Raw genomic sequence first — 21,137 nt, forward strand, 5'->3', positions numbered from 1 at the left:
TTCTACTCCGTCAGAAAGAGAAGGATGCGCCGATGGCGGTACTGAAGCCGGATGCCGGAATACTCTCATGAGCCGTGGTGTAGCGTTTATCCAGCAGGTTATTCAACGCCAGCGTAACCTGATACTGGCTTTCGTCACCGAAGGTGCTGGTGAATTCCAGGTTTGCGGTGGCCCAGCCGCTGTATTGGGTTTCGGTATCCGCGGTATGATCTTTGGCGCGGGATGCCGTACGGATATACAAGTCTGATTCCAGCTCCATGCGATCAAACAGCGTGATGTTTTTCACCCCGGCCCGAGCGGTAAAGGTGGGTTCGCCCGTGTGATAGGTCGTGCGGGCCGGTAATTCCAGCTCCCGGCGAATCACGTTTCCGTTGATATAAGGCGATACCGCCCAGCCGGTGTACTCTGCATACAGTTCCATACCGTACGTATTGGCGCGGTTGGCGTTGGCGTAGTAACGGCTCCCGGCGGAGGTGTTGCCGGAGCAGACCGCACTGCCCGCACAATTGAGCGTGGTAATGTAATCTTTTGCCCGGGAGTGGTAAATCGCACTATCCAGCAGCCAGTTATCATCCTTGTAGCGCATGCCGATTTCATAATTATCCGAACGTTCGGCCTTCAGGTCGGCATTACCGTAGGTGGTTTCCCCGCCTGCCGACGTATTGTAGAACTTGTGCGTCAAGGTTGGATAAACATAACCCTGAGCATACGACGCCCGCAGTTGAATGTTATCGAAACCGGAATAACGCAGGCTGCTGGCGGTCACCAGCGTGTTGTCGTGCGTGCGTTCGTTACCGCTCTGGCTGTTGACCGGCGTCGTGCCGTTCGCGCCGGTGAAAGCGGGGAAACCGGATAAGGTCAGGCTGCCTCGTTGCGAGCCGCCATAGGATAACGATTCCACCCAGTATTGGCGCGCCCCCACCGTCCAGCTCCAGTCCGAGGCCAGCTTCCATTCATCCTGTGCGAACAGCGCCCAGCTGGTTTGCTGCCAGTGGGCATCGGAAGTTGATTGCGGGTTGATGTTCACGTCGTAATTGGTGCCGAGAACGGTAATTCTGCCCCCGACATTGACATCGGAGTAAGCGGTTTGTTTTACATCATCCCGCGACCACTGTCCGCCGACAATCAATGAATGATTGGTCAAGGGTTCCAGATCGGCCTGAAGCGTGATGCCGTCGGTGATTTGCTTGTCGTCCGTTCCGGTTTTGAGCGCCATTGATGCGTTGGTCAGCGTTCTGCCCATGGTGGTATAGGTGACGCCGCTTTGTGCCAGATCGTTGCGAAACTCGCGTTTGATATTTTGCCGGTAGGCATCCATGTGCAGATTTTTCAGCACCTCGCCGTCAATTTTCCAGTCATAGAACAGCCCGATTTTCTGGCGTTCCAGTTCTGGAATTCGCACGCTGAAACTATCGTAATCCGTTGTGTCCGTGTAGGTTTGCGTACTGAGTTTGAAACTGTCCAGCGACAGGCCGAATTTATGCTCGCCAAGGCGATAGCCCAGCCAGGCGGATTGACCACTGTTGCGGAAATGGGTATCCGGCAAGCGCCCATCCGGCGTACTACGGTTCCCCTGATCGCTGTAGCTGCCGCTTAAGCGGTAATCGAAATTGCCAATCGAGCCATAAGCCAGTGCCGATTCCTGCCAGCCGGCCGTCGCGCTGTCATAGACGGCTTTGATTTTCCCGCTTAGCGGTTTATCGCCCCCTTTACGGGTAATAAAATTGATGACCCCGCCGATTGCCTGCGAACCATATAATACCGAGTGCGGTCCTTTCACCACTTCTATTCGTTCAAGATAAGAGGGATCGATTAATAGCCCCAAACTGTAATTGGGGCCCGCTCGCTGATAGGTCACTTCTTGCCCGTCGATTAATACCAGAACGCGCGATGCCTCTTCACCACGAATTCTTATTTGCTTGCGCCCGGCAAGCGCGGTATCGGTAATATCGACACCAGGAATATCGCGTAATGCTTCAGCAATAGCATCGCCGGTATATTTATTCAGTTTTTCATTATCAATCACCTGCATACTGACAGGGCTTTCCCATAAATTCTGTTCCGTTCTCCCTGCGCTAATAACGGTTATTTCATCACTGTTAATGGCCGCATTAATTGTGTTGCTATAAATAAATGGCAGCATAAATATGACCATGGGGGTGGTCTTGTTATTCATATCTTTTTTCTCTAAAAAGCTAATGATTCTCATTTACATTATCATTCGGGTGTTTTTGCCGGAAATTAAATTTGGATGAATTTTTGATTGTGCGACTTTGATCGCGTTTTTTATAAAATAAGCACTTGAATTTTTTTAAGAGGGGGTGAGTTAATTAATTTTAATGAAGATGGCTTTTATTTTCATTTTTGTAACATCATGGAGTGAGGTGAATGGTAACGCCATGAAAAAGATAAAGAATAAAAAAAGTAACTTGTATGCGTAATTTTAAATAAAATATAAAAATCGGTTAATTAAAAATAGAATTAGCGCATAAAACGAAATACGGCATTCAGATGCCCATCTCGCCTTGTTGATAAATAAAAATAATTATCATTTAATTTATTACGTTGCTTTTGATGGGGGCCGTTAATGAATATCGATCTGACGCCATATTATGCTCAGCCAGGCGAACAGCCCTTTGGTTCGCGACGGATGGCTATGCCCTGGCGCAATCATGTGCCACTCTCACCTGAACAGATTCCCGCCAGTTGGCAGGCGTTGAAACAGCAGGTTTTACCCGCCCGTAAGCGCCTGTTGTATTTACATATTCCTTTCTGTGCAACGCATTGTACGTTCTGTGGTTTCTACCAGAATAAATTGCGTGAGGATAGTACTGAAATCTATACCCGTTATCTGTTGCAGGAACTGGCGATGGAAGCGGACAGCCCGTTGCATCAGTCGGCGCCGATTCATGCCGTCTATTTCGGCGGCGGCACGCCCACCGCGTTGGCGGCCAAAGAGTTAGCACAGATTATTACCGCCATTCGTTCGTCGCTGCCGCTGGCCCCTGACTGTGAGATTACGATCGAAGGCAGGGCGATGGATTTTGATGATGAGCGAATCGATGCCTGTCTGGATGCGGGAGCCAATCGTTTTTCCATTGGCATTCAAACGTTTGATAGCCGTATTCGCCAGCGAATGGCGCGTACTTCGGATAAACAGCAGTCAATCCGCTTTCTGGAGCGGCTGTGTCAGCGCGATCGCGCGGCGGTGGTTTGTGACCTGATGTTTGGTCTGCCGGGGCAAACGCCGGAGATCTGGCGTGAAGATTTAGCGATTGTCAGCAGCTTGCCGCTGGATGGCGTGGATCTCTACGCCCTGAATCTGCTCCCTACCACGCCGCTGGCAAAGGCGGCGGAAAATCAGCGGGTTGAACTCCCCAATGTCACCGCCCGGCGTGATTTTTATCGCACCGGCGCGGCATTTCTGGCCGATGCGGGCTGGCATCAACTGAGTAACAGTCATTGGGCCAGAACGACCCGGGAGCGCAATCTGTACAATCTGTTGATTAAACAAGGTGCGGATTGTCTGGCGATGGGGAGCTGTGCGGGCGGTAACCTGAATGGTCAGGCTTATATGATGGAACGCAATCTGGAACGTTATTACCAGACGTTGGATCAGGGACAAAAGCCTATCATGATGATGACGCCCGCCAACCCGACAGGCCCCTGGCAACACCAGCTACAGGCGGGGATTGAAGTGGGGCGGATCGTATTGCCGCAGCTGACGCGCCGCGCCGATGAACTTCAGCCGTTGCTTAGCCAGTGGCATCACGCGGGATTAACCCGTGACGACTCCACCTGCCTGCGTTTAACCGATGACGGCCGTTTCTGGGCAAATAATCTGATGCAGGCATTACAACAAATTATTCCGCAGTTGAATGCCGAAGAACATGCTCATTAAGGAAAACTTGCCATGACATTGCATGACTTACTCGCGACTAACCCAGATGGCACGTTGGAAGATATCGCCAGCCAGTACAACACCTCCCTGTTCAACGTGGTTAACGCGCTGCCGGCGTCTCAGTGCGTCATTGCGGCGGGAGAGCGGTTTGACTCTGTGTGGGATGCCATCGCCGGGTGGGGAGAAGTGACGTTAATCAGCCACACCGCAGACGCCATTCTGGAATTCAAAAGCGAATTGCCGACGGGAACACATCGCCACGGCTACTTCAATCTGCGCGGTAAAAATGGACTCAGTGGACATATTCGCGCGGTTAACTGTCAGCACATTGCGTTCATTGAACGTAAGTTTATGGGAATGGACACAGCCTCTGTGGTGTTTTTTAATGCCGACGGAGCTGCTATGTTTAAAATCTTTCTTGGACGGGATAGCCACCGCCAGCTGTTAACTTCGCAAGTTGATGCGTTCCGCGCATTGGCCAGAGAGAACCGCGGCGAGTGAATACTATCCGCAAGTGAGTAAAACAGGAGCAGATATGGCGTGGCTACTTTTTGGGGCAGGTCAGGGCGTGGGGGCCTGTTTATTACAGCGAGCCATTGAGTGTGAACAGCCCGTGGTGTTGGTGCTGCGTGATGCTGAACAGGCCGCGCGCTGGCGTGGGCAAGGGCTTACCGTGGTCCAGGGAGATGCCTGTAATGCCGACGTGGTGGCGCAAGCCTGCCAATTGGCGGGGAAATCCGCGATCGTCGTCTCCACGATGGGGGGCGGCAAGGTTAATTATCAGGGGCATCGCACGGTGATTGATGGCGCCGAGCTGGCGGGCATCAGGCGTATGTTGCTGGTGACGTCGCTGGGCTGTGGCGACGGTTGGCCTCAATTATCGGCACGCGCCAAAGCGGCATTTGGTTTTGCCGTGCGTGAAAAATCGCTGGCGGAAAGCTGGTTGCAGACCAGTACGCTGGATTACTGTATCGTGCGGCCCGGCGGCCTGCTGGATGTGGTCGCCACGCATAACGCCAGACTGACACAAGGGACGGCCACGCTAGGTCTGGTGTCGCGTCAGGATGTGGCGCTGACGGTCGATCGGCTGTTGCAACAGCCGGTGTTTGGCAATCAGATTTATAACCTCATCGATCCTGAACTTGAACTTCCGGCCATGCCGTAGCCTGATGCGCTCGTCGGCGAGCGTGCCAAATCCGATAAACGGCCCTGCCAATCCCCCTCCTGATACAACCGATGACAGCGTAGCGCGGTAATGCTACGTTTGTCGCAGCGGCGCGTTAATCGCGCTGTTTCCGTTAAATTTCAGAGATGGCAGGTAAAGTAGAAAAATGGGCAAAAAGGTATTGCTGGTGATTCAGATGGGGGAACCGCCGGAGGGGATTGCTTCTCAGGTCGGTCAACAAGGGAAATGGTTTACGGAGGCTTTAGCGGGCGAAACCGGGAATGTGCAGATTGTCCGCCCGGATCGCGGGGAGCCGCTGCCGCCGTTTGTACGCCTGTCGGCGGTGATCATTTCCGGATCGTGGTCAATGGTAACCGACAGACTGGAATGGAGCGAGTCGACGGCTGGTTGGCTGCGCGAGGCCTATCAGGCCGATATACCGATGCTGGGGGTTTGTTACGGGCATCAACTGTTGGCTGACGCGCTGGGCGGCAGAGTCGGCGATAATCCTAACGGTAAGGAAATCGGGGTTCTGGCGGTGAAAACGCACCCCGGCGCCGAAGAAGACATCTGGCTGCAAGGCTATCCTCAACAGTTTGACGCCTACCTGACTCATCAACAATCGGTGCTGGAACCGCCTGCCGGCGCACGGGTGCTGGCAAGCTCACAGGCAGATGGCTGTCAGATCATTCGCTATAGCGACAAGGTACTGACCGTGCAGTTTCATCCGGAATTTAATGCGTCAGTGATGTTGGCTTGCCTGAAGTATAACGAAGCGGCATTGCGTCAGGGCGGGTGGGATGTTGACCAGATGATGCAATTGTCAGACGAACCCGTCTGGGCGCGAAAACTGCTGCTGGATTTCGTCCGGCGCCATGCCGTTCAGTAAGCGGGCCTGCCGGCTCGCTTTTCACCATACCCGTCATTTTTAAAGTTACAAGAGGCCCTTGACGGGCCTCATTCCGTTAAATCTGTGACCGGCTGATTTGCCGCTCATCCGAATGAAAAAGGCTAAAATTGAAGCAGTGGTATTTTACTTTGTGCATTATTTGCATTTTCACGCGGTAAATAATGTTTTTACCCAAACGCGTATGTATTTTTGTGTAATTAAATTAATGATGAACCATAAATAATATAAAGAATAATATCTTGTTATATCGTTATTATTTACTAACGGTATTATCGTCATTATATATTTCATGCCATTGATAATCATTCCCGAATAAAACAAAACAACAATTCGATATGTAAAATTTTATATAACGAGGTGTCGTGACGTCTATATGAAATTGATAATTATTTTCATTTAATGGTTTGTTTTGGACGATAAATGGGCGTTTTAAGCTGATTTTGTGATTCAAATGTTATTGTTTGGATAAATAGTTGAGGTTTTTTTATTTCGACGCATAATGCTTATCAATAGTGTGGTTTTTCACCGTACGGCGGTCGATTTATTCTTTCAATATACCCGTCATACTTCAGGTGGCAGATGCGTTGGCTGCATTCTTTCGTAAAGGGACAACGCTTTGCGTTGTTCAAAACGATAACGTTTTGTCCTGCGACTCGAATTATTTAGGGTTTATAAAAAAATAAAGGTTTTATCCCGACTTTTACTGTGAGCGATGTGGTGTGAGGAGCTTTCCATGCAGGTCAGCAGACGACAATTCTTTAAAATATGCGCGGGTGGCATGGCCGGAACAACGGTGACAGCATTGGGTTTTTCTCCCGCTGTTGCGCTGGCTGAAACTCGGCAATATAAACTTCTGCGTGCCAAAGAAACACGCAATAACTGTACTTATTGTTCCGTTGGGTGCGGTATTTTAATGTATAGCCTTGGCGATGGGGCCAAAAACGCCAAACCTTCTATTTTTCATATTGAAGGCGATCCAGATCATCCGGTCAGTCGCGGTTCGCTATGCCCTAAAGGCGCGGGGTTGATTGATTATATTCACAGCGATCAACGTCTTAAGTACCCTGAATATCGCGCGCCCGGATCGGATAAATGGCAACGCATCAGTTGGGATGAGGCTTTTGAGCGCATCGCCCGCCTGATGAAGGCCGACCGGGATGCCAACTTTGTCGAGAAAAACAGTGATGGCGTAACGGTTAACCGCTGGCTGACCACCGGGATGCTGTGCTCGTCTGCGGCCAGCAATGAAACCGGGATGCTGGATTTTCGTGTTACCCGTGCGCTGGGCATGCTGGGAATTGACACCCAGGCGCGCCTTTGCCACGCGCCCAGCGTGGCGGCGCTGGCGCCAACCTTTGGCCGCGGCGCCATGACCAACAACTGGGTTGATATAAAAAATGCCAACGTGGTGCTGGTGATGGGCGGCAACCCGGCGGAGGCCCATCCGGTTGGGTTTAAATGGGCCGTTGAAGCCAAAATTAAAAACGGCGCAAAACTGATTGTTGTCGATCCTCGTTTTAACCGTACCGCATCGGTCGCCGATCTTTATGCTCCGATCCGTGCAGGATCGGATATCACCTTCCTGCTGGGCGTCATTCATTACCTGCTGAGCAATAACAAAGTGCAGATGGAGTATGTCAAGTCATACACCAATGCCAGCCTGCTGGTGCGCGAAGATTACCACTTTGATGATGGTCTCTTCAGCGGGTACGACCCGCAGTCGCGCAAGTACGACCGCACCTCATGGCAGTATGAGCTGGACGAAAACGGCTTTGCCAAACGGGATCTTACCCTGACCGATCCCCGCTGCGTCTGGAATCAGCTTAAACAGCACGTCAGCCGCTATACGCCGGAGGTCGTCACCAGTATTTGCGGTACGCCAAAAGATGATTTTCTGACGATTTGCGACATTCTGGCTTCCACCTGCGTGCCGGACAGAACGGCGACCATTCTGTATGCGCTGGGCTGGACGCAGCATACCACCGGTTCTCAGATGATTCGCACCGCCGGCATGATCCAACTGCTGTTAGGCAATATCGGTATGATCGGCGGTGGGATTAACGCGCTGCGCGGACACTCCAATATTCAGGGTTATACTGATCTGGGTCTGTTGTCCCTGCGTCTGCCCGGTTATATGGATCTGCCATCGGAAAAACAGACGAACTTGCAGGATTATCTATCGCAAATCACACCGAAAGCGCTGCTGCCCGAGCAGGTGAATTACTGGAAAAATACGCCGAAGTTCTTCATTAGCCTGATGAAAAGCCTGTATGGCGATAAGGCGCAGAAAGAAAATGACTGGGGTTTTGACTGGCTGCCCAAGTGGGATCAAAGCTATGACGCATTGAACTACACCCAAAGAATGATTGAGGGCAAGGTCAACGGCTATATCGCGCAGGGGTTTAACCCGATAGCCGCATTTGCGGATTCCAATAAAGCGCGTGACGCCCTGAAGAAACTGAAATTTCTGGTCATTATCGATCCGCTGGCGACGGAAACCTCTAATTTCTGGCAGAACCACGGCGAGTTGAATGAAGTGGATTCTTCACAGATCCAGACGGAGGTTTTTCGTTTGCCATCCAGCTGTTTTGCGGAAGAAAACGGATCGATTGTGAATTCAGGCCGTTGGCTGCAATGGCACTTTAAAGGCGCAGAGCCGCCAGCGGAAGCGCTGCACGACGGGGTGATTCTGGCGGGGATTTTCCTGCGCCTGCGGGAAATGTACGCCAAAGAAGGCGGCGCGAACCCTGAGCCGGTCCTCAATATGGCATGGGATTACCTCAATCCGGAAGATCCCTCGCCGGAAGAAGTGGCAAAAGAGGGTAATGGCTATGCGCTGGCGGATATTTATGACGATCGGGGCAATCTGGTGCTGAAGCAAGGCCAGCTGCTGTCTGACTTCTCGCAACTGCGCGACGATGGGACTACGGCCAGCTTCTGCTGGGTTTACACCGGCTGCTGGACAGAGCAGGGAAACCAGATGGCGCGGCGGGATAACGCCGATCCGTCCGGACTGGGTTGCACGCTGGGTTGGGCCTGGGCGTGGCCGCAAAACCGCCGCATTCTGTACAACCGCGCGTCGGCTGATGAACAGGGAAATCCGTGGGATCCGAAGCGCGAGCTTATTCGCTGGAATGGACAGCGCTGGCTGGGAATCGATACCCCTGACTATGGCAATGCGGCTCCCGGCAGCGGTGTGGGCCCGTTCATTTTGCAGGCCGAAGGCATGGGACGCCTGTTCGGCATCGATAAACTCACCGACGGGCCGTTCCCTGAACACTATGAGCCCGTCGAATCGCCGTTGGAAAAAAATCCGCTGCATGAAAACACCCGCTTTAATCCGGTGGCCCGGCTGTATGAGTTTGATAAACAGCGCATGGGCAGCGCATCGGAATTCCCGTATGTCGCCACGACCTACTCCATTACCGAACTGTTCCGTCACTGGACGAAACATGCGCGGCTGAACGCCATCGTACAGCCTGAGCAGTTTGTCGAAATTGGCGAGGCTTTGGCTGAACAGAAAGGGATCCGGGCTGGCGACATGGTGAAGCTCAGCAGTAAGCGCGGCTATATCAAGGCAAAAGCCGTGGTCACCAAACGTATCCGCACGCTGATGATTGAAGGCAAGCCGATAGAGACGATCGGCGTGCCCTGTCATTGGGGGTTCGAAGGCACGACGCAGAAAGGGTTTCTGGCTAACATCCTGACGCCGCACGTCGGCGATGCCAATACCCAAACGCCGGAATACAAGGCGTTCCTGGTCAATGTGGAAAAGGCGTAGCGGAGACAGATTATGGCCATGCAATCACAAGATATTATCCGTCGCTCCGCGACAAATTCCCTGACGCCGCCGCCGCAGGCTCGCGATCATCAGCAAGAGGTCGCCAAACTGATCGATGTCACCACCTGTATTGGTTGCAAAGCCTGTCAGGTGGCCTGTTCGGAATGGAACGACATTCGTGATGAAGTCGGGCATAACGTCGGCGTTTACGATAACCCGACCGATTTAACGGCCAAGTCCTGGACGGTGATGCGTTTCTCGGAAGTCGAGGAAAAAGGCCGGCTGGAATGGCTGATCCGCAAAGATGGCTGTATGCACTGCGCCGATCCGGGCTGTCTGAAGGCCTGTCCGTCAGAAGGCGCCATCATTCAGTATGCCAACGGGATTGTCGATTTTCAGTCAGCGCACTGTATCGGCTGCGGTTACTGCATCGCGGGTTGCCCGTTCGATGTGCCACGGATGAACAAAGAAGATAACCGGGTCTACAAATGTACGCTGTGCGTGGATCGGGTGACGGTAGGGCAAGAGCCGGCCTGCGTTAAAACCTGTCCGACCGGCGCGATTCATTTTGGCACCAAGGAAGCGATGAAGAACCTGGCGGCGGAACGGGTGACCGATCTCAACAGCCGCGGCTACGATAACGCCGGGCTGTACGATCCGGCGGGCGTCGGCGGAACGCACGTCATGTATGTACTGCATCATGCGGATAGGCCGCAGCTCTATCACGGCTTGCCGGACAACCCGACGATCAGCCCGACGGTGACGTTCTGGAAGGGGATTTGGAAACCTCTGGCGGCGATAGGCTTTGCGGCGACCTTTGCCGCCAGCGTATTCCACTATGTCGGGGTGGGGCCGAATCGCGTGGAAGATGATGATGATGACGAGAACGCCGACGGCGAACATCATGAGGACAAGCAACATGAAAAAGAATAATCGAATTCAGCGCTATAGCGCGCCGGAGCGTATTAATCACTGGATTGTGGCGTTCTGCTTCGTGTTTGCCGCCATCAGTGGTCTGGGATTTTTCTTCCCCTCGCTCAACTGGATGATGAACATTCTGGGCACTCCGCAGCTGGCGAGAATTCTGCACCCCTTTGTGGGTGTGGTGATGTTCGTCGCTTTTCTGTTAATGTTTTTCCGCTACTGGAAACATAACCTGATCCGCCGCGATGACATTGAATGGGCCAAAAATATTCATAAGATTGCCAGAAATCAGGAAGTGGGTGACACCGGCAGGTATAATTTCGGTCAGAAGTGTGTGTTCTGGCTGGCGATTATCAGCCTGGTGCTGCTGCTGGCAAGCGGCATTGTCATGTGGCGGCCCTATTTTGCCGATGCGTTCCCTATCCCGATCATTCGCCTGGCCTTGCTGGTCCACTCGCTGGCCGCGGTAGGGTTGATTATCGTTATTATGGTGCATGTCTATGCGGCATTATGGGTGAAAGGAACCATTACCGCCATGGTGGAAGGCTGGGTGTCAGCGTCATGGGCGAAGAAACATCATCCACGCTGGTATCGTGAGCTACAGCGTAAACAACAGGAAAAGTAACCCTGATGAGTATCCGTATTGTTCCTCAGGAACAGTTAGAAAGTAATGAAAGATCAACATCGGTGGGAACCATTCCACCGCTGCTTTTTGCTAATTTGAAAAGCCTGTATAGCAGCCGTGCGGAGCGCCTGCGTCAGTTGGCGGAAGATCATCCGCTGAGTGATTACCTGCTTTTTGCCGCTGACGTGGTGGAAGCACAGATGAAGGTGATGCACGATCACCCGCTACAGATCGATCTTGGCGCGATCCTGAAACAGTCGGGCAACCGCCCGCCGCTGGATGTGTCGGTCTTTCCCCGGGATACGCACTGGCAGACGTTGCTGCGCGCCTTGATCGAAGAACTCAAGCCGGATGCCGGCGGACAAGTGTTATCGACGCTGGAGAATCTGGAAAAATGCTCAGCGCAAGAGCTGGAAATGATGGCGACATCCTTGTTCAGACATGAGTTCAGCGCAGAAAACAACGACAAGGCGCCGTTTATCTGGGCCGCGCTGTCGTTGTTCTGGGCGCAGATGGCGAGCCAGCTTCCCGGCAAAGCGCGGGCGGAACCAGGCGAACACCGCCAGTTTTGTCCGGTATGCGGCAGTATGCCGGTATCCGGCGTCGTTCAACTGGGTTCCAGCAGCGGGTTGCGTTATCTGCATTGCAACCTGTGCGAGAGCGAATGGCACATGGTGCGGGTGAAATGCAGCAACTGCGAAGAGTCCGGTGATTTGAATTATTGGTCGCTGGATAGTGAAAATGCCGCGATTAAAGCGGAGAGCTGCGGCCACTGCGGCACCTATCTTAAAATCCTGTATCAGGAAAAAGATCACCGTGTTGAAGCGGTGGCCGACGATCTTGCGTCGCTGGTGCTGGACGTGAAGATGGAAGAAGAGGGATTCTCCCGCAGCAGTATTAACCCGTTTTTGTTCCCGGAAAGTGCTATCTGATTTCTGTTATCGGATGACGGTCTGCTCTGCATGGTTGTTGCAGAGCAGATACCGGGCTGTGCCGTCGATAGCCTGATCAGGTAAATATTACTGCCGCTGGTATTTGACCAGCACCAGCGAGCCGATCGACAGCGCATAGCAGATGACGATCACCAGCGCCATGGACAGCGCCGATGTTCCGTTCAGCCCGGTCAGCGGCACGCTGATCGCCCCCAGCGCAAACATGCTGACGCCAATCAACGCGGACGCGCTGCCGGCTTTATCTCCCTGACTCTGCATAGCCAGCGCCGATGCGCTGGGGCCGACGATCCCAATAATGATAACGGAGAAGAACAACGGCACCAGCAGCCCGATCAGCGGCGCTTGCAGGTATCCCGCCAGCAATAGCAACAGGGACGATACTGCCGCGATCGCCAGCCCCAGTTTCAGTACCCGCATATCTCCCCAGTGCTGACTCAGGCGTGATGAAAGTTGGGCCGAGAAGATGAGGCCCACGCCATTGATAGCGAAGCACAGGCTGAACATTTGCGGGCTGAGTTGATAAATATTCTGCAAGACAAACGGTGAGGCGCCGATATAGGCAAACATGCCCGCACCGGCGAACCCTTGTACCAGACAGAGCCCCATAAACTGACGCTCGATCAGTAAACTGCCGATGGAAGATAGTAATGTGCCGATTCCGCCGGTTACCCGTCGTTCTTCCGGCAGCGTTTCCTGCAAGCGCGAGGCTGAGAGCATCAGTAACGGTACGGTAACCGCCGCCAGCGTAATAAAGATGCCGCGCCAGTCAACAATGCTCAGCAGTGCGCCACCCAGCACCGGCGCAATGATGGGCGCCAGGCCGTTGACCAGCATCAACAGGGCGAAGAAGCGGGTGAGCTGATGCCCGGTATAAAGATCGCGGGCGATAGCCCGGGACAACACCGCACCGCCAGCCCCGGCGATACCCTGAATAAAGCGGGCGATAATCAACTGGTGGATGTCCTGCGCCAGCGCACACCAGACGGAGGCGGCCAGAAAAATCAGCAGCGAACAGAACAGCGGACGTTTGCGCCCCAGTTTATCGCTCAGCGGGCCGAAGACCAGCTGGCCGGCTCCCAACCCCAGCAGACCCGACGTCAGACTGAGCTGGGAGGCTGAGGCAGAAGTCGATAAATCGAGGGCCAGTTCTGGCAAGGCGGGAAGATAGAGGTCGGTACAAAGCGGGCCGAGGGCGGCCAATAGCCCTAAAATGATTACATAGCCCAGACGGGATGGTGAAGTCATAACGTTAGTCATTGGTAGTGGTTTCAGGAAAAATATGGTTGAAAATGTGTTGGTAGAGCTGGTGAAGTTCCTCTGGCGACGCTTTCAACGGCGCCACCGAGCGGAATGTGGTGCCTTCCGACAATACCGCCATGAGTTCAACCCGGGCGGCGATTTGTGGCGGCGTCAGCTGTGGATAACGTTGTTGCAGGAGGGTGCTGGCTTGCTGAAACAACCGGCTATCGGCTTCCTGTAGGATAGCCGCCACGCGTGGGCTACGGGTAGCTTCTGCGGTGACTTCCAGCATTAACGCCTGATCGTCTTCACGCGTATCGTCGCTCTCCGGTATGATTCGAGTCGACAGCTTTTGTATCATTCGCGAGGTGTGGTCGCCCGTCTGCGTCAGTAGCTGTAATTTGTTGTTCACAATCCGGCTGACGATCTCTTCAATGATGGCGTCCTTATTCTCAAAGTAGCGGTATACCTGACCTACGCTGAGTTGGGCATGTTTGGCGATTTCCGCCATGCCCGCGCCGTGGAAGCCCGAACGCCGAAAACAGAGACGCGCAGCTTTAACAATCTGGTCGCGTCGTGCATGGATACGAGCGGTTTTTGTGTCCGTATGTTGCACGTTTGACTCTCCTTAATGTCAGGATGCTTACCTTTACAAAAACCGGACAAAATCTTGTCGGAAGGGTTAAGGTAGTTTTTTTATAATTGAGAATGAACGTTCATTCTCAATTATAGGGCATGATTTCATGCAAGGTAAACGCTTTATTTTCTTCCTGGTATTTCTACTTTCCGGCTGCGAGCAAGCTTCCCAACCGGCTCAAACTTCCCTACTGGTTGACGTGACCGTTCAGACCTTGCAGGCGCAGCCTGTAACGTTGAATAGCGAGTTAACCGGCCGGACAACGGCGGCAATGGTGTCTGAAGTGCGTCCGCAGGTGGATGGCATTATTCAAAAACGTCTGTTCACGGAAGGCAGTGACGTGCAGGCGGGACAGGTCCTGTACCAGATTGATCCTGCCAGCTATCAGGCGGCCTACGATGAAGCCGCCGCTGCGCTGAAAAATGCGCAGGCCAGCGTCGGCGCGGCGAAACGCAAGGCGCAGCGCTATGCGCGTCTGGTCAAGGAAGAGGGCGTATCCCAACAGGATGCTGATGATGCGCAAACCAGCTATGAGCAAAGTCTGGCCTCGGTGGCGGAAAAACAGGCCGCGTTAAAAACGGCCCGCATTAATCTGGCGTATACGCAGATTAAAGCCCCGATTTCCGGCCGTATCGGTATTTCTTCCGTCACGCCGGGCGCGTTGGTGACGGCCAGCCAGACCACCGCGCTGGCGACCATTCGTCAGCTTGATCCGATGTATGTGGATCTCACCCAGTCGAGCGCGCAGCGGCTGGCGTTGCTGAAGTTACAGAAGAGCAAACAGGCATCGGTATCACTGACGTTGGAAAATGGCGAAGCCTACACATCGCAAGGTTTGTTGCAGCTGGCGGAAGTCGCCGTCGATACCTCCACGGGATCGGTAACCTTACGGGCCGAGTTTCCTAATCCGCAACATATTTTATTGCCCGGCATGTATGTCCAGGCTTCGGTAGAAAATGGTACGGATCCGCAGGGGATTCTGGCGCCGCAGCAGGGGATTACCCGTGATGTGAAAGGTAATGCCACCGCGCTGGTGGTTAACGACAACCAGCAGGTGGAACAGCGTCAGGTGGTCACCGATCGCGTCATTGGCAATAACTGGCTGATTTCCTCAGGGCTGAACGCGGGCGATCGGTTGATTATTGAAGGAACCGACAAGGTCAAGGCTGGCGACACCGTTAAGGCTATGGAAGCGCAGTCCTCTCCGTCAGCGTCGGCATCGGCCACCGCGTCTCAGGGAGATCGCTGATTATGTTCTCCCGTTTCTTTATTTATCGGCCGGTTTTTGCCTGGGTGATTTCGATTGTGATCATGCTGGCCGGCGCGCTGGCTATCCAGTCGCTTTCCATTGCTCAGTATCCCAACGTGGCGCCGCCTTCGGTGTCAATCACCGCTACCTATACCGGCGCCTCAGCGGAGACGCTGGAAAACAGCGTAACGCAGGTGATCGAGCAGCAACTCACCGGGTTGGATGGGTTGCTCTATTTTTCCTCTTCCAGTAGCTCCAGCGGCGAAGTGAAAATCACCGTTACCTTTAAGCAGGGGACCAATGCGGATACTGCTCAGGTTCAGGTGCAAAATAAAGTCCAACAGGCGCTCAGCCGTTTACCGACGGAGGTTCAGCAGTTGGGCGTCACCGTGACCAAGTCGCAAACCAACTTCCTGCTGATCATGTCGCTGTTCGATGTTACGGATAAATCCAGCGGGGCCGATATTGCCGATTACATGGTCAGTAATTTACAGGATCCGCTGGCGCGCGTTGAAGGTGTGGGCAGCGTGCGGGTGTTCGGCTCACAGTATGCGATGCGCATCTGGCTGAACCCGACCCGCCTGGCGTCGTATGATCTGATGCCGTCCGACATCGCTTCGGCGATTGAAGCGCAGAATACGCAGGTTTCCGCCGGCAAGATCGGGGCTCAGCCTTCCCGTAGCGATCAACAACTGACGGCGACCGTAATGGCGCAGTCGCGGTTGAAAACGCCTGAGCAGTTCAGGAATATCATTGTAAAAAGCGAAACCAACGGTGCGATTGTCCGGCTTGGCGATGTCGCCAGCGTCGAGATAGGCGATGAGGATTACAGCACCGTGACCCGGCTGAACGGGCATCCGGCGGCGGGGATTGCGGTGATGCTGGCGCCGGGCGCCAACGCGCTGGCGACGGCCGAACGAGTAAAAGCCAAACTGGCCGAATTCGAGAGTACGATGCCGCAGGGTTACGACATCGCTTACCCGAAAGACAGTACCGATTTCATCAAGATTTCAGTGGAAGAGGTGGTGAAAACCCTGTTCGAGGCCATTCTGCTGGTGGTGATCGTGATGTTCGTTTTCTTGCAGAACCTGCGTTCTACGCTGATCCCGACTATCGCTGTGCCGGTGGTTCTGCTGGGCACCTTTGGCGTGCTGGCGGTCTTTGGCTACTCGATTAATACCCTGACGCTATTCGGGATGGTACTGGCCATCGGGTTGCTGGTCGACGATGCGATTGTGGTCGTAGAAAACGTCGAGCGCGTGATGCGTGATGACGGGCTGTCGCCCAAAGCAGCCACGGAAAAATCAATGGGCGAGATTTCTGGCGCGCTGGTGGGCGTGGCATTGGTACTGAGTGCGGTTTTCCTGCCAATGGCGTTTTTTGGCGGTTCCACCGGGGTCATTTACCGGCAGTTTTCCATCACCATCGTTTCTTCCATGCTGCTGTCCGTGCTGGTGGCGCTGACGCTGACGCCGGCCCTGTGCGCGTCGCTGCTGAAACCGCCGACGCCTCATGTCTCGACGGGGAAAGGCTTTTTCTCCGCCTTTAACCGGCATTATCAGGGAATGCAGGATCGCTATTCCAACAAGGTCGCCCGGATATTGCATAGTCCGCTACGTTACATCCTGCTGTATGGCCTGATTATCGTGGCGATGGGGCTGATGTTTCTCCGTCTTCCGGGCGGATTCTTGCCAACGGAAGATCAGGGCGAAGTGATGGTGCAGTTTACGTTGCCCGCCGGCGCGACCGAAGCCCGGACGTCGAAAGTGGGCAAAGAGATTGAACGTTACTTCCTCACCGAGGAGAAAGCGAATACCGAAGCCATCTTTATTATTTCCGGCTTCAACTTTAGCGGCAGTGGACAAAATGCCGGTATGGCGTTTGTCGCGCTGAAAAACTGGGATCAGCGGCGCGGCGCGGAAAACAGCGCAGATGCCATTTCGGCGCGGGCGTCTAAGGCGCTGTCGGCGACGATCCGGGATGCGCAGATCTTTACGCTGACCCCGCCGTCGGTGGATGGGCTGGGGCAGTCCAGCGGTTTTACCTTTGAGCTTCAGGCCACCGGCACCACCGATCGCGAGAAGCTGTTGCAACTGCGCGATCAATTACTGGCTTCCGCCAATAAAAACGCCCGGCTGGCGGCGGTTCGTCCCAACGATCTGACACAGATGCCGCAGTTGCAGGTTGATATTGATAACGACAAAGCCAGCGCGCTGGGGTTGTCGATAGGCGATATCACCGCGACGCTGAGCAGCGCCTGGGGGGGGACCTATGTTAATGACTTTATCGACCGGGGACGGGTGAAAAAAGTCTATATGCAAGGGGACGAAGATTCGCGCAGCAAGCCGGAGGATCTGAATAAATGGTTTGTGCGCGGCACCGACAGCGCAGGTGACAGCGTGATGACGCCGTTTTCGTCGTTTACCACCACCCGCTGGGTCTATGGCCCGGAAAGCCTGTCGCGCTATAACGGGCTGGCTTCCTACGAAATTCAGGGTACCGGCGCGTCTGGCGTCAGCACCGGGGCGGCGATGGATGAAATGCAGATACTGGCCAAAGCCTTGCCGAAGGGCACAACCTATGCCTGGAGCGGATTGTCCTATCAGGAGCGGTTGGCCAGCGGTCAGGCTTTCTCGCTCTACGCAATCTCGATTCTGGTGGTGTTCCTGTGTCTGGCGGCGCTGTATGAAAGCTGGAGTATTCCTTTCTCGGTCATGCTGGTGATCCCGCTGGGCGTGGTGGGCGCCGTGCTGGCCGCGACGCTGCGCGGACTGGAAAACGACGTTTACTTTCAGGTGGCATTGCTGACGACCATCGGGCTGTCGGCGAAAAATGCCATTCTAATCGTTGAGTTTGCCGAGGCCGCCTACCAGCGTGGCAGCAATCTTTTTGCGGCGGCGCTGGAAGGCGCCACCACGCGTTTGCGTCCGGTATTGATGACGTCGTTGGCATTTATTGTCGGCGTATTCCCGCTGGCGATATCCAGCGGCGCCGGGGCAAACAGCCGCATCTCCATTGGCTCTGGCATTGTCGGCGGAACATTAACCGCCACGGTGTTGGCGATTTTCCTGGTTCCCCTGTTTTTTGTCCTGGTGAGACGCGTTTTCCCCAAACGTGCAGACAAAACCGTGCCCGCTGTTGATGTATCGAAGGAAAAATAATGTTGAGTCATAAATTCATTGCCGTGTTATTTCCGCTGATACTGGGCGGGTGCGTATCACTGGACCCTGACTATCAGCGCCCTGATGCGCCAGTGCCCGCGGTCTGGCCGCAGCAGGGTGTGGCGGCCGGCACGGCGCCTGCGACAACCATCCCCTGGCGTTCGGCGATGATCGACGCCAGATTGCGTCAGGTGATCGATCTGGCGCTCAGCGATAACCGTGACCTGCGCAAAGCGCTGGCCGATATTGAGGCGGCCCGCGCCACCTACGGTATTCAGCGCGCCGATCTGCTGCCTACCGTCAATGCCGGTTTGAGCGGATCGCGCGGTCGCTCGTTATCGAGTTCGTCTGCACAGGGCAACAATGCCACGGCGATAACCCAGAGCTATGAGGCGAATCTGGCCGTGAGTTCGTTTGAGCTTGATCTGTTTGGCAAAACACGCAGCCTGAGCAGGGCGGCGCTGGAGAGTTATTTGTCTACGGAAGCGGCGGGGAAAACTACGCGTCTGACGTTAATTACGGACACGGCAACGGCTTACATCGCGCTGGCGGCGGCACGTAGCGATCTGCTGCTGTCAGAGCAAACCGTACAGAGTGCGCAGAAATCGCTGGAGGTGACGCGTAACCGGCAACGAAACGGCGTCGCCTCCGCGGTTGATGTCGCGCAGGCGGAAACCATCTATCAGCAGGCGCGAGCGGATGTCGCCAGCAATCTCACCGCGGTGGAACAGAGTAAAAATGCGTTGAATCTGCTGGTCGGGCGACCGGTGGACGAAGCGCTGTTGCCGGATAATCTGGATGCGCTGGCTCAGGCGATTGCGCCGGTATCGGCGGGGATTTCTTCTGATGTGCTGTTGCAGCGTCCGGATGTGCTTGAAGCGGAACATAATCTGAAATCGGCAAATGCCAACATCGGCGCGGCGCGCGCCGCGTTTTTTCCCAGCGTGACGTTAACCGCCAGCGGCGGAATGGGCAGCACTGCGCTTTCTTCACTGTTCAGCCATGGCGCGGGCGTGTGGTCTTTTGCGCCCAGCATCAGCCTGCCGCTGTTTGACGGCGGTGCGAATCGGGCATCACTGGCCTACGCCGAGGCGCAGAAAAAGGGCTATATCGCCAGCTATGAAAAAGCCATTCAGTCTGCGTTCAAAGAGGTTGCGGATGCACTGGCGCGCAAAAGCACTATCGATGAGCAACTTTCGGCGCAGCGGGATTATCTGTCGGCGTCTCAGCGCAGCTATCAGCTAGCCGATAGTCGCTATCGGGAAGGGGTGGATACCTATCTGAACGTGCTGGATGCCCAGCGGACATTATACAGTGCGCATCAATCGTTAATTGCGGCAGAGCAAGTTCGGCTGAACAATCTGGTGACGCTATACAATGTGTTGGGCGGCGGGGTGTCGGTAACCCAGTGACGTTTTGCTATTCCTGCGAAGGCTGAACGGTCAGCGTGATGGCTCGCTCGTCGCACTGGATCAGACATTCGCCGCATCCGGAACAACGTGAAGTATCGACAACGGGATATCCGTATTCGTTGGTATCGAGCGCTTGTTCCGTGCAGGACGCCAGACACTGTCCGCAGTGGCGTTGGGGATGAATACAGCGGCTGGTGTCGATAACCGGGCGTAATCCGGTATCAAACTGCGTCTGTGGCTGCAAGGCGCCGCTGGCACAGTGCTGAATGCACTGATTGCAGCCGTCGCAACTGGCATATTCAATGGCAAGCAGGGGATAGCCGTCATCGTCCCGTGTGATGACGCCCATCGGACAATGTTCAATGCATTGCTGGCAGCGAGTGCACTGATGCAGGAATAATTCGGGCGCGATTGCGCCCGGAGGTCGCGGCGTCCGGGCCAGACGCGCCGCTTCCGGCGATGTGTCTGGCGGCACGGTTTTCTGCGAAGCGGTCAGCAGCGCGCGGAACAGCCCGCGCCGGCTGATATAGCGGTGTGAGAGATATTCGCGGTAAAAGTTGTCCGTTTTATCCATCAGCGATATATCCGGTATTCGCGTGGGGACAGCGCGTAACGGTGCTGTATCTCTTGTAGAAATAGCCCGGTAATCTGTGCCAGCTGTGCATAGAACGCGCTCTGGGTGTTGGTGCGCAAAAGAGCCAGATAGCGATGACTCCACGGCAGCAGATGTTCTTCCAGCAGTGTCACCACCGCACTTTCGTTCTCCAGTTCGAGAAAGCAGGCCAAAGCCAGTAACATCAGGCCAAACTGGTCTTCCGGCTCATTATGGAGGCGGTCGAACGTCAACTGGTTGTGTTGTAAAAAGTCCCGATAGCGAGCGGTAGAATCGCCCATCAGCAAATTATCTTTGTCGAGATAGACCGACCCCCAGGGCGGCGCCTGCATTTCGCCCTGACCTTCAAACAGGACGGAAAACTGCCAGGTAAATGTCTCGGCGTCAGGTATGCGCAGTTGCCGGCACAGCTGATATACGGTTTCTTTATCCTGCCAGTGGTACAGTTCAGGGATCTGATCGAGCTTGTCTGTCAGCAGGCTTATTTCCGGCGAACCGGGGGGATAGTAAAACAATGCGCCCAACAAACGCGGTAAGACGGCAACAGATGACATGGTGTATCTCCAC

Annotated in this window: 16 protein-coding genes; 11 read left to right on the plus strand and 5 right to left on the minus strand. The window is 54.5% G+C overall.

The window, feature by feature from the left end; all coding sequences use genetic code 11:
- Window positions 1-10: 10 nt before the first annotated feature.
- Complete coding sequence (locus DDT52_RS01825; protein ID WP_136154839.1) at window positions 11-2,176, minus strand: TonB-dependent receptor plug domain-containing protein; 2,166 nt, start codon at window positions 2,174-2,176, stop codon at window positions 11-13.
- 411 nt (window positions 2,177-2,587) lie between these two features.
- On the opposite strand from DDT52_RS01825, the gene hutW reads away from it, so the two are divergent.
- The 8 genes from hutW (at window position 2,588) to fdhE (ending at window position 12,238) form a co-directional block, all read left to right on the plus strand.
- On the plus strand, window positions 2,588-3,901 hold the full coding sequence (gene hutW / locus DDT52_RS01830; RefSeq protein WP_136154840.1) for a heme anaerobic degradation radical SAM methyltransferase ChuW/HutW: 1,314 nt from the start codon (window positions 2,588-2,590) through the stop codon (window positions 3,899-3,901).
- A 12-nt stretch (window positions 3,902-3,913) separates the two neighbouring features.
- Window positions 3,914-4,402 carry a heme utilization cystosolic carrier protein HutX gene (gene hutX / locus DDT52_RS01835; RefSeq protein ID WP_136154841.1) on the plus strand — a complete coding sequence of 163 codons (489 nt, stop codon included), beginning with the start codon at window positions 3,914-3,916 and terminating at the stop codon, window positions 4,400-4,402.
- Window positions 4,403-4,436: 34 nt separating this feature from the next.
- Window positions 4,437-5,066: an NAD(P)H-binding protein gene (locus DDT52_RS01840; RefSeq protein WP_136154842.1), complete on the plus strand. Its 630-nt coding sequence runs from the start codon at window positions 4,437-4,439 to the stop codon at window positions 5,064-5,066.
- 166 nt (window positions 5,067-5,232) lie between these two features.
- On the plus strand, window positions 5,233-5,955 hold the full coding sequence (locus DDT52_RS01845) for a glutamine amidotransferase (protein WP_136154843.1): 723 nt from the start codon (window positions 5,233-5,235) through the stop codon (window positions 5,953-5,955).
- A 754-nt stretch (window positions 5,956-6,709) separates the two neighbouring features.
- Window positions 6,710-9,757, plus strand: a complete 3,048-nt coding sequence (gene fdnG, locus DDT52_RS01850) for a formate dehydrogenase-N subunit alpha (RefSeq protein ID WP_136154844.1) — start codon at window positions 6,710-6,712, stop codon at window positions 9,755-9,757.
- A gap of 12 nt (window positions 9,758-9,769) precedes the next feature.
- Window positions 9,770-10,690 (plus strand): formate dehydrogenase subunit beta, encoded by a 921-nt coding sequence (gene fdxH / locus DDT52_RS01855; RefSeq protein ID WP_136154845.1) that lies wholly within the window; start codon window positions 9,770-9,772, stop codon window positions 10,688-10,690.
- A complete protein-coding gene (fdoI, locus tag DDT52_RS01860; protein WP_136154846.1) occupies window positions 10,677-11,306 on the plus strand; it encodes a formate dehydrogenase cytochrome b556 subunit in 630 nt (209 codons plus the stop codon). Before fdxH ends, fdoI begins: the two co-directional genes overlap by 14 nt.
- Before the next feature lie 5 nt (window positions 11,307-11,311).
- Entirely contained in the window at window positions 11,312-12,238 is a 927-nt protein-coding gene (gene fdhE / locus DDT52_RS01865) for a formate dehydrogenase accessory protein FdhE (protein WP_136154847.1), read from the plus strand.
- Window positions 12,239-12,325: 87 nt separating this feature from the next.
- Here the strand turns inward: fdhE and DDT52_RS01870 are convergent, their stop codons facing one another.
- Entirely contained in the window at window positions 12,326-13,504 is a 1,179-nt protein-coding gene (locus DDT52_RS01870) for a multidrug effflux MFS transporter (RefSeq protein ID WP_425591527.1), read from the minus strand.
- A gap of 4 nt (window positions 13,505-13,508) precedes the next feature.
- Complete coding sequence (locus tag DDT52_RS01875) at window positions 13,509-14,114, minus strand: TetR/AcrR family transcriptional regulator (RefSeq protein ID WP_136154849.1); 606 nt, start codon at window positions 14,112-14,114, stop codon at window positions 13,509-13,511.
- 127 nt (window positions 14,115-14,241) lie between these two features.
- Here DDT52_RS01875 and DDT52_RS01880 point away from each other — a divergent pair, with 127 nt between their 5' ends.
- From DDT52_RS01880 to DDT52_RS01890, 3 genes are read left to right on the plus strand one after another with little or no spacing between them, the layout of a single operon-like run.
- Entirely contained in the window at window positions 14,242-15,384 is a 1,143-nt protein-coding gene (locus DDT52_RS01880) for an efflux RND transporter periplasmic adaptor subunit (RefSeq protein WP_136154850.1), read from the plus strand.
- A 2-nt stretch (window positions 15,385-15,386) separates the two neighbouring features.
- Window positions 15,387-18,545: an efflux RND transporter permease subunit gene (locus DDT52_RS01885; protein ID WP_136154851.1), complete on the plus strand. Its 3,159-nt coding sequence runs from the start codon at window positions 15,387-15,389 to the stop codon at window positions 18,543-18,545.
- 2 nt (window positions 18,546-18,547) lie between these two features.
- Window positions 18,548-19,957, plus strand: coding sequence for an efflux transporter outer membrane subunit (locus DDT52_RS01890; protein ID WP_425591529.1), 1,410 nt, complete (start codon window positions 18,548-18,550; stop codon window positions 19,955-19,957).
- Between the two features lie 7 nt (window positions 19,958-19,964).
- On the opposite strand, the gene DDT52_RS01895 is transcribed toward DDT52_RS01890, so the two are convergent.
- Window positions 19,965-20,531 carry a 4Fe-4S dicluster domain-containing protein gene (locus DDT52_RS01895; protein WP_136154853.1) on the minus strand — a complete coding sequence of 189 codons (567 nt, stop codon included), beginning with the start codon at window positions 20,529-20,531 and terminating at the stop codon, window positions 19,965-19,967.
- Complete coding sequence (locus tag DDT52_RS01900) at window positions 20,531-21,124, minus strand: molecular chaperone TorD family protein (protein WP_136154854.1); 594 nt, start codon at window positions 21,122-21,124, stop codon at window positions 20,531-20,533. Before DDT52_RS01900 ends, DDT52_RS01895 begins: the two co-directional genes overlap by 1 nt.
- Window positions 21,125-21,137: the final 13 nt, after the last annotated feature.

Source organism: Brenneria roseae subsp. roseae, from assembly GCF_003115845.1.
Taxonomy (GTDB): Bacteria; Pseudomonadota; Gammaproteobacteria; order Enterobacterales; family Enterobacteriaceae; genus Brenneria; species Brenneria roseae.

Coding starts and splice junctions, on each gene's coding strand:
- DDT52_RS01885 (WP_136154851.1), top strand. CDS start 15,387: ATGTTCTCCCGTTTCTTTATTTATCGGCCGGTTTTTGCCTGGGTGATT.
- fdoI (WP_136154846.1), top strand. CDS start 10,677: ATGAAAAAGAATAATCGAATTCAGCGCTATAGCGCGCCGGAGCGTATT.
- fdhE (WP_136154847.1), top strand. CDS start 11,312: ATGAGTATCCGTATTGTTCCTCAGGAACAGTTAGAAAGTAATGAAAGA.
- DDT52_RS01840 (WP_136154842.1), top strand. CDS start 4,437: ATGGCGTGGCTACTTTTTGGGGCAGGTCAGGGCGTGGGGGCCTGTTTA.
- DDT52_RS01845 (WP_136154843.1), top strand. CDS start 5,233: ATGGGCAAAAAGGTATTGCTGGTGATTCAGATGGGGGAACCGCCGGAG.
- DDT52_RS01900 (WP_136154854.1), bottom strand. CDS start 21,124: ATGTCATCTGTTGCCGTCTTACCGCGTTTGTTGGGCGCATTGTTTTAC.
- DDT52_RS01825 (WP_136154839.1), bottom strand. CDS start 2,176: ATGAATAACAAGACCACCCCCATGGTCATATTTATGCTGCCATTTATT.
- DDT52_RS01880 (WP_136154850.1), top strand. CDS start 14,242: ATGCAAGGTAAACGCTTTATTTTCTTCCTGGTATTTCTACTTTCCGGC.
- DDT52_RS01870 (WP_425591527.1), bottom strand. CDS start 13,504: ATGACTTCACCATCCCGTCTGGGCTATGTAATCATTTTAGGGCTATTG.
- hutW (WP_136154840.1), top strand. CDS start 2,588: ATGAATATCGATCTGACGCCATATTATGCTCAGCCAGGCGAACAGCCC.
- fdnG (WP_136154844.1), top strand. CDS start 6,710: ATGCAGGTCAGCAGACGACAATTCTTTAAAATATGCGCGGGTGGCATG.
- hutX (WP_136154841.1), top strand. CDS start 3,914: ATGACATTGCATGACTTACTCGCGACTAACCCAGATGGCACGTTGGAA.
- fdxH (WP_136154845.1), top strand. CDS start 9,770: ATGGCCATGCAATCACAAGATATTATCCGTCGCTCCGCGACAAATTCC.
- DDT52_RS01895 (WP_136154853.1), bottom strand. CDS start 20,531: ATGGATAAAACGGACAACTTTTACCGCGAATATCTCTCACACCGCTAT.